Source organism: Aeoliella fuhlenseeensis, assembly GCF_052161615.1.
In the GTDB taxonomy this organism is placed as follows: Bacteria; Planctomycetota; Planctomycetia; order Pirellulales; family Lacipirellulaceae; genus Aeoliella.
On record NZ_CP197417.1, the window covers coordinates 3,109,197 to 3,122,499 of the forward strand.

11 protein-coding genes are annotated in these 13,303 nt (G+C 60.1%); 4 read left to right on the plus strand and 7 right to left on the minus strand.

The window, feature by feature from the left end; all coding sequences use genetic code 11:
* Window positions 1-217: 217 nt before the first annotated feature.
* Window positions 218-832: a dephospho-CoA kinase gene (coaE, locus tag SH292x_RS12310; protein WP_442481297.1), complete on the minus strand. Its 615-nt coding sequence runs from the start codon at window positions 830-832 to the stop codon at window positions 218-220.
* Between the two features lie 78 nt (window positions 833-910).
* Window positions 911-3,709, minus strand: a complete 2,799-nt coding sequence (gene polA, locus SH292x_RS12315; protein ID WP_442481298.1) for a DNA polymerase I — start codon at window positions 3,707-3,709, stop codon at window positions 911-913.
* Between the two features lie 187 nt (window positions 3,710-3,896).
* Here polA and SH292x_RS12320 point away from each other — a divergent pair, with 187 nt between their 5' ends.
* The gene (locus SH292x_RS12320) at window positions 3,897-5,279 is read left to right on the plus strand and encodes a hypothetical protein (RefSeq protein ID WP_442481299.1); all 1,383 of its coding nucleotides are present in this window, start codon (window positions 3,897-3,899) and stop codon (window positions 5,277-5,279) included.
* A 13-nt stretch (window positions 5,280-5,292) separates the two neighbouring features.
* On the opposite strand, the gene SH292x_RS12325 is transcribed toward SH292x_RS12320, so the two are convergent.
* Both SH292x_RS12325 and SH292x_RS12330 read right to left on the minus strand, forming a co-directional pair.
* Window positions 5,293-5,844 carry a hypothetical protein gene (locus SH292x_RS12325; RefSeq protein WP_442481300.1) on the minus strand — a complete coding sequence of 184 codons (552 nt, stop codon included), beginning with the start codon at window positions 5,842-5,844 and terminating at the stop codon, window positions 5,293-5,295.
* Complete coding sequence (locus SH292x_RS12330; RefSeq protein WP_442481301.1) at window positions 5,841-7,439, minus strand: HEAT repeat domain-containing protein; 1,599 nt, start codon at window positions 7,437-7,439, stop codon at window positions 5,841-5,843. The genes SH292x_RS12325 and SH292x_RS12330 overlap by 4 nt, the downstream gene beginning before the upstream one ends.
* Before the next feature lie 198 nt (window positions 7,440-7,637).
* Here SH292x_RS12330 and SH292x_RS12335 point away from each other — a divergent pair, with 198 nt between their 5' ends.
* The 3 genes from SH292x_RS12335 to SH292x_RS12345 all read left to right on the plus strand — a co-directional run bounded on the left by SH292x_RS12335 (window position 7,638) and on the right by SH292x_RS12345 (window position 10,088).
* The gene (locus SH292x_RS12335; RefSeq protein ID WP_442481302.1) at window positions 7,638-7,892 is read left to right on the plus strand and encodes a hypothetical protein; all 255 of its coding nucleotides are present in this window, start codon (window positions 7,638-7,640) and stop codon (window positions 7,890-7,892) included.
* A 77-nt stretch (window positions 7,893-7,969) separates the two neighbouring features.
* The gene (locus tag SH292x_RS12340) at window positions 7,970-8,782 is read left to right on the plus strand and encodes a TatD family hydrolase (protein WP_442481303.1); all 813 of its coding nucleotides are present in this window, start codon (window positions 7,970-7,972) and stop codon (window positions 8,780-8,782) included.
* Window positions 8,783-8,831: 49 nt separating this feature from the next.
* Window positions 8,832-10,088, plus strand: coding sequence for a hypothetical protein (locus tag SH292x_RS12345; RefSeq protein ID WP_442481304.1), 1,257 nt, complete (start codon window positions 8,832-8,834; stop codon window positions 10,086-10,088).
* Window positions 10,089-10,136: 48 nt separating this feature from the next.
* On the opposite strand, the gene SH292x_RS12350 is transcribed toward SH292x_RS12345, so the two are convergent.
* Genes SH292x_RS12350 through SH292x_RS12360 form a run of 3 tightly spaced genes read right to left on the minus strand, consistent with a single transcriptional unit; the run spans window position 10,137 to window position 13,303 of the window.
* Window positions 10,137-11,507 carry an alkaline phosphatase family protein gene (locus tag SH292x_RS12350; protein WP_442481305.1) on the minus strand — a complete coding sequence of 457 codons (1,371 nt, stop codon included), beginning with the start codon at window positions 11,505-11,507 and terminating at the stop codon, window positions 10,137-10,139.
* 12 nt (window positions 11,508-11,519) lie between these two features.
* A complete protein-coding gene (locus SH292x_RS12355; RefSeq protein ID WP_442481306.1) occupies window positions 11,520-12,368 on the minus strand; it encodes a sugar phosphate isomerase/epimerase family protein in 849 nt (282 codons plus the stop codon).
* The gene (locus tag SH292x_RS12360; RefSeq protein ID WP_442481307.1) at window positions 12,368-13,303 is read right to left on the minus strand and encodes a UbiA family prenyltransferase; all 936 of its coding nucleotides are present in this window, start codon (window positions 13,301-13,303) and stop codon (window positions 12,368-12,370) included. The genes SH292x_RS12355 and SH292x_RS12360 overlap by 1 nt, the downstream gene beginning before the upstream one ends.

A 13,303-nucleotide genomic window follows, 5' to 3' on the forward strand; every position in this document is an offset into this window, starting at 1 on the left:
GCTCGCGGAAAATTCATCGTTCCCGTTTCCGAAAACCGAAGGCGGCTAGCGTTTACTGGAATGAAAGCCCTGGTAAAGGTAAGCAAGCACTCGTGGTGACTCCCGATGGAATGCGAGGTAAAGACCAATGGAATGCAAGGTAAAGAGTGGTGAGTAGGCTGCCGTGCGGGGTCGGGAATGACTCGGCTCACACGCGGGTGAGGGATCGGTGCGGTTGCTATTCGTCCAGATGGGGGACAACGATCTCGTTCCAGAAATCGAGAACTTGCTGGCGCGTGGCGGCGAGGTCACCACCGTTGTCGATCACCACGTCCGCTCGGTGCCGCTTCTTGTCCAAAGGCATCTGGGCAGCCTCGCGGCGGTCAAGCTCCTCGGCGGGCCAGCCTCGCTTTTTCGCGTATTTTCGCCGGTGTTCTTCAGGCGTATCGACCATCACGATGGTGTCGCATGAGGTGTCCCAGCCCGCTTCCAATAGTAATGGGGCATCGATCACAAACACTTGCTGGCCGCGCCCCGCTAGCAGCTCACGGTACGTTTCCAGTGCGATCCGGGTCAGCGGATGGACGATCGACTCAAGGAACTTCCGCTCTTCTTCCACCTCCGGAGAGTCGCCAAACACGAGGGTGGCCACCTCGCGGCGGTCAACGCGGTCGTCGTCGCCAAGGACTCCCCTGCCCCACCGAGCTACTAAACGATCGCGAACCTCGGGCTGGTCGAGCACGTCGTGGGCAGCCCGGTCGGCATTGAGCACCACGGCCCCGAGTTCCGCGAACATGTCGGCCACGGTCGATTTACCGCTCGCAACGCCGCCGATGAGTCCGATGGTGTACATGGTGAGAAGAGATGAGTGTGACGAGAGGTGATCTGTCCTATTACTTTACCTCGGCCCTTACGGGCCCCGCTCGCTGGATTATTCGCATTTGGCCCAGTTTTCGCCGGTTTTCACGTCGACGCCAAGGGGGACGCGAAGTTCGTAGACGCCTGCCATTTCTTCGACCACCAGCGCGCGGAGCGTGTCCAGTTCGGCGTCGGGGACGTCGAAGACCAGTTCGTCGTGGATCTGCAGGATCATCTTGGCTTGCAACTGCTCCGCCTTCATTCGGCGATGGATGGCGAGCATCGCGAGCTTGATCAGGTCCGCAGCCGTGCCTTGGATCACCGTGTTCACGGCGGTGCGTTCGGGCAGGTTGAGCTGCATCGGCTGCGGGCGATCGTCGAACATTGCATCCTTGGGCTTCGTCGGTGGGCGGATGCCGCTGATCGCTCGACGGCGACCGAGTAGCGTCTTCACGAAACCATCGCGCCGGCAATCGGCGAGTGTCCCCTGCATGAAGTCTTCCACACCCGGGTAGCGGGCGAAGTACTCGCAGATGAACCTCGCGGCTTCGTCTTTCGAAATGCCAAGCGACTTGGCGAGGCCAAAGGGGCTTTGGCCGTAAATAATCCCAAAGTTCACGGCCTTCGCGCTGCGCCGCATATCGCTCGTCACTTCATCCAGGCCCACGCCGGCCACCTGACTCGCGACCAACGTGTGGATGTCCTGCCCGGTGGCGAACGCCTCGCAGAGCGTAGAATCCTCGGAAAAATGAGCCAAAACGCGTAGTTCGATCTGCGAATAGTCGGCCGCCAGCAGCTTCCAGCCCGGCTGACCCGAGGTAAATGCTGAGCGGATTTCGCGGCCCACTTCGGTACGGATAGGAATGTTCTGGAGATTCGGATCGCTCGAACTCAGCCGGCCCGTCGCGGCGACCACTTGATTGAACGACGCATGCACCCGGCCGGTCTCGGGATGGACCATCTCGGGCAGCGCGTCGACGTACGTCCCCTTTAGCTTGGCGTAACCACGATGCTCCATGATCTTCGCCGGCAGCGGGTGCTGCGACGCGAGCTCTTCGAGCACGCTAGCGTCGGTGCTAGGGCCGGTCTTTGTCTTCTTCAGCACCGGCAACTTTAGCTCAGTGAAGAGCACTTCGGCGAGTTGCTTGGGCGAGGCAATGTTGAACGGATGCCCGGCCAGATCTTCGATCTCTTCTTCGAGTGTCTGCAGTCGGTCGCCGAACTCTTTGCTCAGTTCCGAAAGCCTTGCGACATCCACTCGAATACCGTTGTACTCCAGCTCGGCAAGCACTTCGATCAGCGGCACTTCCAGCGTCGAGTTGAGTTCTTCCAGATCGTCAGTCTTCAGGCGATCTTCCAGGATCGGCACTAGGCGGAGCGGAATATCCGCGTCCTCGGCGGCGTAGTGACCAATCTGCGCGACCGGTACTTGGTCCATTCGCTTTTGGTTTTTGCCTTTACCAATCAGCGTGTCGATGGTCACCGTCTCGTGATTCAAGTAACGCTTGGCGAGCACGTCCATGTTGTGCGTGCGTTCGCCGGCGTCGAGCAAATAGCTGGCGACCATCGTGTCGAAGTCGAGCCCTTTCAGCTGCAAACCAGCACCGCGGAGCACGATCATGTCGTACTTCAAATTCTGCCCGACCTTCGGAATTGCCGGGTTTTCCAGCACCGGACGCAGGACGTCTAGCACCCGCTGCTCGTCGAGTTGGGGATCACCCGCCGGAGCGCGGACCGGTACGTAGTAGGCCGTGCCGGGCTCCCAAGCGAGCGATAGTCCGACGAGCTTGGCGGCTCGCGGATTGATCGCCGTCGTCTCGGTGTCCACGGAGAGGCGGTCGGCCCGCATCATTTCGTCGACCAACATTTCGAGTCGCTCGAAGGTGGTCACCACCTCGTAGTTGGCGTCGAGCTTGTGCGTGGGCTGAGGCGCGTTGTCGGCCATTTGCACGGCACGTTCGCCCAAGGCCCGGAAACCAAACTCGCCACATAGCTGGGCGATCCTTGCCCCTTCATAGCCACCGGGACGTGCGGTTTGCCAGTCGATGTCGATCGGCACATGCGCGTCGAGTCTCACCAGATCTCGCGACATACGAGCATCCTCGGCGTGGGCGATGAGATTCTCACGGCGTTTTCCCGGCTTCATGGTCGGGGCCGCAGCCAGCACATCGTCGAGCGTGCCGTAAGTCTCAAGAAGTTCCTTCGCGATCTTCGGACCAATAAGTGGCACCCCGGGGACGTTGTCGATCTTGTCGCCCACGAGCGATTGGAAGTCGACCACTTGATCGGGGCGGACGCCCCAATCGCCGAAGAGTTCCGCGGAACCGAACTCCTCGTTCTTGCGTATGTTGTAAACAGACACGTTCTGGGTGATCAGTTGCCGGCAATCCTTATCCCCGGTCACCAGCAGGCAGCGGACGCCGCGCTCGTCGCATTCGCGTGCCAAGGTTGCCAGGACATCGTCGGCCTCGTACCCCGGTTTCCCGATGACGGGAATAGCTAAGGCATCGAGCATCGTTTCGATCTTAGGAATCTGTGAACTGAGTGCCTCGGGCATCTCGCCGCGGTCCGCCTTGTACCCGTCGTACAGGTCGTGACGGAAAGTGGGCCCGGGCATGTCGAAGGCCGCAAACAGGTAGTCGGGCTTCCGATCCTGCAGGAGGAACAGCAAATCGCGCAAGAAGCCAAACACCGCCGAGACCGGCTCACCCCGGGGGCTGGTCATCTCGGGAATGGCGTGAAACACCTGAAAAATAAGCGAATGCGAATCGATGACGTAAACCGTTTCGCCCGGCTGAGGCCCCTCCGGGGCGCTGGTGGGGCGGGCGTCGGGCGTGGGGTCTTCATGACCGGGCAGTTGCTGTTGTCTCATGCGGTCCGTTATAGGCGTTTCGTTGACATGCGTTAATCCCCTAACTAAATTGGACTTAGGTCGATTTTGCCTCGGCCTCTACCGGAACAACCCTCATTCATAAGTCGAGCGGGCGGCTCGCAATGTAGCCCTACTCCCCCGCTTGCCCCGCCCAACTTCGACCCCGCTTCCCGCTAAAGGTATTTGCATGGCCGCCCGTCAGGATCAGACGCTGCAAATCGCGCTCATCGTGTTCGCCATCTTCACGGTGGTCCTCGCCGGCTTCACCTATTGGTTCGCCAAGCAGGCGGGCGACGCCGATCAGGCCCTCACCGCCATGCGGGAGGAAAAGAACACCGAGCAAACGCGTGCCAACAATACCCAGGTGCAGAATGAAGAATTGCGGAAGCTGCTGGGCTTCGACCAGTTCGCCGATTACGACACCGTGGTAGCCCCACAGTCGAAGACCGACATGGATCGCATGCTCGGCACGATGCCCGAAGAGAAACGCAACTACCGCGATGGCCTGCAACTGGTGTATGCGGAGAATCAGCAATTGTCGACAGCTCAAACCGGCGACAAAGAAAAGCTGAAGCAACTGGAAGCGAAGCTCGCCGAAGTCGAAGCGGGCCATCAGGCTCAAATCGCCAGGCTCGAAGCCGACAAGGCGAAGATCGAACAAGCGGCGGCAGCTGAGCGGAACCAATTTGCCCAGGCCCGCGCCCAGCTCGATGCCAAGCAAAAGGAACTGGCCGCTCAAATCGCTGACCAGACCAAAAAGTTCGATGCTGAGCGGGCAGAACTCGTAGCTGCTCGCGACGCTGCCCAAGAAGAAGCGAACAAGCGTCAGAACACCATCAATACGTTCATTGACGAACGTGCCCAGGAAGAGTTCTCGTTCGAAGTCGCCGACGGCAAGATCACGTACGTGAATCAGGCCAATAACACGGTATGGATTAACCTAGGTGCCGCTGACGCGCTGCGTCAGCAAGTGACTTTCAGCGTGTTCGACACTGCGGATACCGACGCAGGCAAGGCTGAGAAGAAGGGAAGCATCGAAGTGGTTCGCATGCTGGGCCCCCACATGGCCGAAGCCCGCGTGACCGACGACGACGCTCGCAACCCCATCCTGCCGGGCGACTTCATTTACAGCCAGGTTTGGAACGTGGGCAAGCCACAGCATTTTGCCTTCACCGGACTCATTGATCTCGATGGCGATGGCCGCAGCGACCTGCAACTCGCTAAGGATATGATCGAGCTCAATGGCGGCATCGTCGATGCCGCGCCGAATCCCGAGACCGGGGAGCAAGAAGGCCAGATGTCGCTCGACACCCGTTACATGGTGTTCGGCGAACGTTCGGACAAGACCAACGACACCGCCCTGCGGAAGACGTGGGACGACATGCACGGCGAAGCGAATGCCTTGGGCGTGCAGTTGATCTCGGTCACTGACTTCATCAACCAGATGGGTTACAAGCCGCAAGACCGCGCGGTGAACATGGGAGCTGGCGTCAACTCGCGCGACTTCCGCCCCCGGCCCGCACCGTCATCGGGTGACCTTCGCCCCCGCGTAAACTACAGCGCACCCTAGCAGTGGCCGGCACTTATCGATCGCCTAGCTGAACGACCGAGCCATCAGCGACCCCCGGACCACCGAGGGGCAAAACGATCGTCGGATTGACGTGCGACGCCACTGCTGGCCGGGCGCTGTTGCTCTCTTTGGGAGGCTTCAAGGCATCGAGTCCTTCGAACAACCGGCCCGCGAGCTGTTCATAGGCGGCGACTTCGCGTTCCTCTTCGAACGGCAGATTCCGCCCCTCGAACAAGTCGGGGCGGAGAAACAACGTGCTCGGCGATTCGAGCACGTGCGACTCGGCAAGCACCCTTAACCGCTTACGGTCTTTGCGACCAAGCCGATGCGCACGGCACAAATCGTCGAACAGGTGGCGTGGCTCGTTGCTTAACTTCCTCGCTTGCTGCCAGCGGTAGACCCAGTTTAGAACGGTAAAAAAGCCGGCGAGCAGAAGCACTACGCCTAGCAGCAATGACCAATCCTGCGCGTTGAACTTCGCGTTGTCGCCACTGAAGTGGCTTCCCATGGCCTCCCAAAGGTCGCGCTGTGCGAGTAGGGCGATCGATGTAGGGTAAGCCATCATCGTCCTCCCTCGCCCTGCGTCTGCCGCTGCGACATCTCGCGCAGGGCCTGACCAGCTCGATTTCGCACCAGAGCGTTGGCATCCTGGGTCGCGGCCTCCACCGCACGTCGCGCGGAATTCGTCGAGCCTTGCGCGAGGGTCATAATGGCTTCGGCACGGACCGCGGCGTCTTGATGCGTCGCCTGCTTGACGATGGTTTCTTCGAGTTGATCCACCAAACCAATCGCGGCGGCCATTTGCAAACCACGCAGCTTTCGCGCGAGCGTGGGCCCGCCGATCTCCCGCCTGACTTGTTCGATCGCAGAGCTGTCGGTATCGCGGACGATTCGGCCCAGATCGCGACGCTCGCGTTCGTCCAAATCGTCGAACTTGCCGGCGTAGCGAAGGAATGTGAAATCACGCAAACCATGCCGAGCGGTCTCGCGGACGCTGTGATCGTCGTGATCGAGCAATCTCGACAATCGATCCACAGCCGAAGAAACACCTTGCTTACGTAGCGCGATCGCTGCGAACGCTACCATGTTAGGGTCGCCATCTGTCAGCATGCGTTCCAGTCGCGTCGTGGCTTCGGGCAAATCGATCTCACCCAGCGCCGCGCAGGCCGCCGAGCGGGCAATCACTGAGCCCTTCGCGAGCACTTCGTCGACGATGGCCAGCTTGGTGCGGCGCGAAAAACGCGAGGCCATTACCAGCTCGACTGCCACAGCTTGCGATTCCGACGGCATCGTGAACCAATCGGCAGAGGGCTTTTCGAGCATCGCCAGTCGCTTTAGACGGCCCACATTCTCCAGGGTGCGAGCGCTGACGGGGTACCCTACGGCGTGCAAAAACAACTCGCGGAAATGAAGGTCCGTTCGTTGCGCTGCAATTTCAAGCAGTGGCAACGGCGTTCCGGGGTCGTCGTACAGCTTGGCCAGCACCTCGATCGCTCCAACCGACGGGCTCGTTCGCAGTAACGCCATCAACGGCTCGTGGCCGGGATGGTCGGTATGACTGAGAAGTCGCGTGAGCGTCTCGTTGTTCGGAGTGGTGATCAGCAGGAACGCTTCGAGTAGCTCAACACGGCGATGTTGCTGAAACTGGTCGACTGCCTTCGTCAGCGCCGTGAGTGCCCAACGCCTCGCAAACGACGGATCACGACCACTGGGGGCACGGCGGTAGGCCACAATGTCGTCGTGTAGCGCGCGGGCAAGGTCGAGTGCCGTCTGTGCTAGCGCGACCCCTCCGGGATGCGACGGATCCGCCGCCGCGGTAACCAAGGCCGGGAACTCGTCGAAGGCTCGGCATGCGGCGATGAAATGGCAGGCGAGCCGCGCCGAATCAAGATCGTGATGTGCCAGCACTTTTCGCAGGGTGGTGCTGAATCGCTTGGAAACGTCCCCCAGCGAGGCGACTTCCAGGGCGTTGAGGCCGGCAAAGACTCGCAGGAAGGCTTGCTGGCTGGGCTCGTCTCGCCGCCTGACCAGCGCCGCAATCGCTCCCTGGCGGACCGCAGGCGAGGGCCCTACGACAGCGTCTTCCAGCAGGTCGGCCGCCGAAGTGTTCGGCGTCCGCCATAGCGTAGTGAGCGTCCGTTGGATGCCGGGCTGGGACATGATGCTGAAAGTGGCGTGCGGGAAAACGATGCCAACTCGTTACGTCTGCGTCGTCCATCCAAGCGAACCAAGTTGAGGAGTTGTCAACTTTTGCGGATTGTAACGGCATCCGCCTTCGGCGGGCGTTGCGTTGCTGGGTCCCTGCCGACAAACTGGGGGCATTGAAGGTGTCCTAAGGTCTAAAGTGAAGCTGCCCCGATGAATCAATCCCGTACCGCCCAACAAGTGCTCGAGGCCGAAATCCTGCCCCTTCGCGCCAAGCTGCTAGAGATCGCCGCGGGGCTCGACCGCATCGAGCGAGGTGACGCTCCCGCCGCCGCGCCCGAAACCATGGCAACGATTCGCACGGCGATTGAAACGCTACTGCGTCCTGGGGGTCAGCGTGCCGAGCGGATTCAACTGCTGTTCAGCCGCACGTACGATGATCGTTGGCGGGATGCGATGGAAGTGTGAAACCTTCATTCCTTTTGAGTTGGCACTTAGTTGGAAATGACCACGGCCCTTAGGGGCCCCGCTCGCCGAAGTGACGCATGCAATACATTGATCCTCATATTCACATGGTCTCCCGAACAACGGACGACTACGAGACGCTCGCCAAGATGGGGTGCGTGGCGGTGAGCGAGCCGGCGTTCTGGGCGGGGTACGACCGTGGCAGCGTCGATGGTTTCCGCGACTACTTCGAGCAACTCACCACGTTCGAACCAAAGCGAGCCGGCTGGTACAACATCCAGCATTTCACTTGGCTGTGCATTAACGCCAAGGAAGCCGAGAACGTTTCGCTCGCCCGTGAAGTGATTGACATGATCCCCGAGTTCCTTGATCGCCCTGGGGTGCTGGGAATTGGCGAGATCGGGCTCAACAAGAACACTCGCAACGAGGCCGTCGTGTTTCTCGAGCACGTCGACCTCGCCGTCCGGCATGGTTTGCCAATACTGATTCACACGCCGCACCTTGAAGACAAGTACCAGGGTACACGGATGATTCTCGACATGCTGCTCGGCGACTCGCGGGTTGAGCGAGGCCGGGTGTTAGTCGACCACGTCGAAGAGCACACCATCCGCCCCGTGCTGGAAGAAGGCTTCTGGGCGGGAATGACGCTTTACCCCGTGAGCAAATGCACGCCCGAGCGCGCGGCGGACATGGTCGAGATTTACGGCCCCGACCGCTTGCTGGTAAACTCCGCCGGCGACTGGGGCCCTTCCAAGCCAACCGCGGTGCCCGACTTCATCATGGCAATGCGCAAGCGGGGTCACTCCGAGGCACTTATCAAGCGAGTCGTCTACGAGAATCCGATCGAGTACTTCGGGCAAAGTCGCAATTTTTCGTTTTGCTTAGCAAAGTAAGGCGAATCGCTCTCGTGGTTCCGATGAACTTTCTCGCTGATGGCCTTCCATGACTCAATCGCTCTTCGCGACGTCCGCCCTCATGCCCGCCAAGCCGCGGGTGAAGATCAATTTGGTGGGCGACGAACTGACCCTGGATTGGAGTCGAAGGCAGTGGGGCGTCGCAGGGTTTCTCTGCCTGTGGCTCACAGGCTGGACCGCTGGGTGTGCGATGATCACCTACCAGCTCATCACCAAGTTCGAATGGCAGATGGCGCTGTTCGCGACCCCTTTCTACACGGCGTGGTTTGTGGTGGCGGGGTTGATCGTTTACATGCTGCTCGGACGCCAGCGTTTGGTGCTTTCGCGAGACGAGATGACCATCACCTGGAAGGCCGGTATCAATTATTACCGTCGTGTCGTGCCGCTGGACGAAGTGGCGCGCGCCCTACCCGACGTGACTTACACGCAACAGAAGAATGGCCCCCCAAAGCCTGTGGGCGTATTGAGCATCGAAACCCTAGGCAAGCCGGCTCACTTCGCCAGCGGTATCGAAGACGACGAAGCAAAATGGCTCGCCGAGACGATCAACGTCTGTCTCGATGGCCTAGCCCCGCATCGGACCGCAGTAGCCTCGGCACAGTTACTTGCGAAGACCGAACGTCGGGTGGGCCACGAATTGGCGCGCCTGGAGGACGAAGAATTCGAAGACGACGACGAGGAAGCGGATGTCGTCGTCTACCAGCCAACCGGCGAGCGACAGCTCCGGCCTTCCGATTCGACATGGCAACTGGAGCATGAAGGACGATCGCTCGAATTCACGAATCGCGGCCGCTGGTCCGTAGGCTCGATTGGTGGATCGCTATTCATCAACCTGTTTTGGAACGGCATCGTCAGTCTGTTTGCTGTGGAACTGTTCAAGAACTTCGAGTGGTTCCTGGCGCTCTTCCTGGTGCCCTTCGTCGTGATTGGGCTCTGCATATTCGCAGCCTTTCTAGCGGCGATCACCGCTCCGGGCTGGGGCGAGCGTTACAGCATCCAGCCCGGACAAGTCGAACACCGCTGGTGGTGCCCCGTCTACGGGCGCACCAAGGTATTTCCATTTGAGCAACTCGATCGCATCGAGATCAGCGAGTCGGGGTTTAGCGAACCAGCGAAGAATCAAATCGCGACCAAGCACTTCAGCCAGGGCGACTATCAGATTGCCCTCGTCGACACAAATAACGCTCAAGTGGCAACCGTCGAGTCGCTCACCGAAGGTGAAGCACTGTGGATGGCGGACACGATCCTGTTCGAGCATCCGGAGTTGTTCGACCGCGATCGGTGAGTCTCTAGTGAACACGGACGGCGTGGCCGTCCGGCTATTGAATAGTTATTATCCCGCACCAAACTGGTTGAGGACGATGCTCGCGACGTCCGTATCCGCCAGAGTTCGCTCGACGAACACGCCACGCTCGCTGGATAGCAGCACGCCCTGCTGCGACTCATGCCGAACCGGAGCGCCGTGCGAGCCCCGCACGAGCGTTGCATCGAGCGGAATGCCCTTGGTCTCGGGGTCGAAGAACAATTCCACGGGGTCGTAACCCGGTTTGCGGTGAATGTCCATCTTTCGCGCGTAGCTGGGAGCCCGTGCGTCGTCGAGCCACCAGTAGTAGGCCTGCCAGCTATTCGTCTCCGACACCAGCACCACGTCGCCACTTCGAGGATGGTTCAATTCGTAGCGATCCAATTGATCTTTCGTCAACACCTCGGCGATTCCTGGCTCGCGTCGGAACCGATTGACAATCTTATCTATTGCGTTGGGAACATCGTGATTCACGTAGATGTGTGACAGTTGGTGGTCGGCGACCGCGAACGCCGTACTCTCACCAAAGTTAAGCTGCTCCGTGCCTTCCAATTCATCGAGCACGAGCATGCCCAACTCGCGCAGCACACGATTGGGGTAGGTCACGTGATCCACGGGGGATACTGTGTACTCGCTCGCAACCAGCCATAGTAGGGGGTGACCCTCGTGAATCCGCTTGAACTCTGTGATCAAACGCCCGAGTTCGTTATCCAGCTCGACTAGGGCGTTCTTTGCTTCGGCAGAACTTGGGCCATTCTTTTGGGTCGCGTAATCAAGATGGGGCAGGTAGATGTACCAGAAGTTCGGCTGATGTTGTTCCGCCGCCCAGATAGCAGACGAGACGATCCAAGCCGACGACGGAATGCCCGCTAGTGGTCCCCAGAAATGCTTGAGTGGAAAATGGCCAAACGCATCACGCAGGTCGCCATACATCATCTCGGGTCGCGTGTAGCACCAAAGCGATTCGCTGCCATCGGGATTGTGGATGGGGGCGAACGTGCAGATGTAATCGGCGCCGCAGCCTTTGTTGTTCAGCGCGAACCACATGGCCGAGGTGATCGAGGGATCGTGCTCGTGCAGCAGGTCCCATAGTTGGGGCCGCTTGATCGCATCATTCCACATGGTCCACAGCTCGACCTGGCCCAACTTCCTTTCGCTGCCTGCCGGTGGGCCGGCCCCTTCGACCCCGTCGCGCCAGTAACCGCCATTCGCGATGATGCCATGCTCCGAGGGGGGCAAGCCGGTCGTCATGTTGGCCTGCACGCTGCACGTGACGGCTGGAAAACTCGCGGCGAGCGGCGCGCGATCGCCACCCGCCGTCAGCGCGCGAAGGTTTGGCATGTCGGCAAGGTGCTCGGCAGCCAAGCCGGGGATGGAAAGCAGCACAACATGATCGGACACGAGGAGCCTCTTCTAACGCGATGAACGTACGCAACTTCTCAGAAACCGCAACGACTCGGTGGCCACTTCCGGGCCACGATGGCTATGCCTCGGGAGCTCGACGGTCACGGGTCCCTTGTACCCCATTTCGCCCAGAGTATCCACCACGGGACCAAACTCGATCTCCCCTTCACCGAACATCAAATGCTCGTGAACACCCTGACGCATGTCCTCGATGTGAATGTTAGCTAGCCGGTCTTGCCATCGTAGAAGCTGACTCGCGATAGGGATTTCTCCCAGACAGTGAAGGTGCCCGATGTCGATGGTGACCTTGAGACGCGCTGCATCGCAGGTCGGCAGGAGGTCCAAGAGCTGATCGTAACGCAGCATCGTGTCGATCAGATGTCCCGGCTCGGGCTCGAACGCAAGCATCACCTCGCGACTGCTAGCGTGGTCGATCACAGGCCGCAGCGATTCGCACAGCTGCTCCATCAGCATTTGCCGAGGCTCGTCTTCCAGAGCCACCCCCGACCAGAACGACACGCATTCGGCGCCAAGTTCGGCCGCGATGTCGATGCTGCGGCGGAGAAAGTCGATCCGGCGGTCTCGTTCTTTTTGTCGAGGCGAGATTAATGTTGGTTGATGCTTGTGGCGAGGGTCGAGCAAGTACCTTGCTCCGGTTTCAATCACCACAGCGAGCGGGTAGTCTTCGAGCGTCCGCTTCACCTCCTCTAACTCGGCATCGGGTCGCGGTCCGTATGGATTCAGCCGATGGTGGTCGAGCGTGATGGCGACGCACTGGTAGCCGAGTTCGTGAATCAATTTGATTGCCGCCACCAAGCTATGATCGGCGAGGCCGCTGGTGTTGTAGCCCCACTTCATCACGTCACCTTGAACAGCTGAGCGAGCAACATCGCTGGCGCGAGTAGCGCGAGCACGGCACACGCCCAAAAGGGCGAGGCGAAGCCGAGGCAGATGGCGGCGTCGATGACGATGATCGAGAGGATGGCGTTTCCAACCGCTCGCTGCACGTATTTGGGTGACGGTTGCAGTATCGCGACCACCATACGGCGGAGGATCAATCCGGCCACAACAAGCCACAAGATTCCCCAACCCCAGGGCTGAATAACGAGCTCGGCGCGGGCTGCCGGATCGCTGAAGGGCATCGAGGCAATGAGCCCGAGCCCTAACATCGAGCCGAACGCCGCGACAGTCAGTATGTAGGGCCTGCTCTGAGTGGCTTCACTCCGGGCGAACCACGACACGCCCCACACATAAATCGCCATGCCGATGGCAGGGGTGAGATTCTGGTCGATTGGCAGAGCACCCCAACGGACTGCTTCGCTCGCGACACTGAGCCCGAGCAGCACGTTGGCAAATCTGCATGCCCCCATCAACATGGGTCCCAGCGCCGTCCGCTTGAGGCCGACATCGTAGGCGAGTATGAACCCCGCGAGCCACCACGAGATAACTCCCGGCGCAGCCGTAGGAGTTTGACGCGAGATGGCCCAGCCCAGCCCAGCTCCGGCAATCAATAGAGCCCAGCCTAAGGCGCGAGCCGCACCAACTGAGATGCGCCCGCTGGGAATGGGACGCCCCGGTCGTTCGTTGCGATCAACCTCGGCGTCGAATACGTCGTTGAGCACCATGCCGGCGAGGTACAAGAGGACGCTCACCGCCGTGACACCCACGGCGATCCACCCGGGAAGTTCACCGGTGGCGAGGATCATGCCCATCCACACGTTCGACACGGCGGTGAACACATTGGCCACGCGCATTAACTCGGCGTAGGCTCGGATTTGTTGAAAAGCAGCCAT

What these genes read in the sequence shown, in the direction of transcription:
- coaE (WP_442481297.1), bottom strand. Translation starts at nt 832, where the DNA reads ATGTACACCATCGGACTCATCGGCGGCGTTGCGAGCGGTAAATCGACC.
- polA (WP_442481298.1), bottom strand. Translation starts at nt 3,709, where the DNA reads ATGAGACAACAGCAACTGCCCGGTCATGAAGACCCCACGCCCGACGCC.
- SH292x_RS12320 (WP_442481299.1), top strand. Translation starts at nt 3,897, where the DNA reads ATGGCCGCCCGTCAGGATCAGACGCTGCAAATCGCGCTCATCGTGTTC.
- SH292x_RS12325 (WP_442481300.1), bottom strand. Translation starts at nt 5,844, where the DNA reads ATGATGGCTTACCCTACATCGATCGCCCTACTCGCACAGCGCGACCTT.
- SH292x_RS12330 (WP_442481301.1), bottom strand. Translation starts at nt 7,439, where the DNA reads ATGTCCCAGCCCGGCATCCAACGGACGCTCACTACGCTATGGCGGACG.
- SH292x_RS12335 (WP_442481302.1), top strand. Translation starts at nt 7,638, where the DNA reads ATGAATCAATCCCGTACCGCCCAACAAGTGCTCGAGGCCGAAATCCTG.
- SH292x_RS12340 (WP_442481303.1), top strand. Translation starts at nt 7,970, where the DNA reads ATGCAATACATTGATCCTCATATTCACATGGTCTCCCGAACAACGGAC.
- SH292x_RS12345 (WP_442481304.1), top strand. Translation starts at nt 8,832, where the DNA reads ATGACTCAATCGCTCTTCGCGACGTCCGCCCTCATGCCCGCCAAGCCG.
- SH292x_RS12355 (WP_442481306.1), bottom strand. Translation starts at nt 12,368, where the DNA reads ATGAAGTGGGGCTACAACACCAGCGGCCTCGCCGATCATAGCTTGGTG.
- SH292x_RS12360 (WP_442481307.1), bottom strand. Translation starts at nt 13,303, where the DNA reads ATGGCTGCTTTTCAACAAATCCGAGCCTACGCCGAGTTAATGCGCGTG.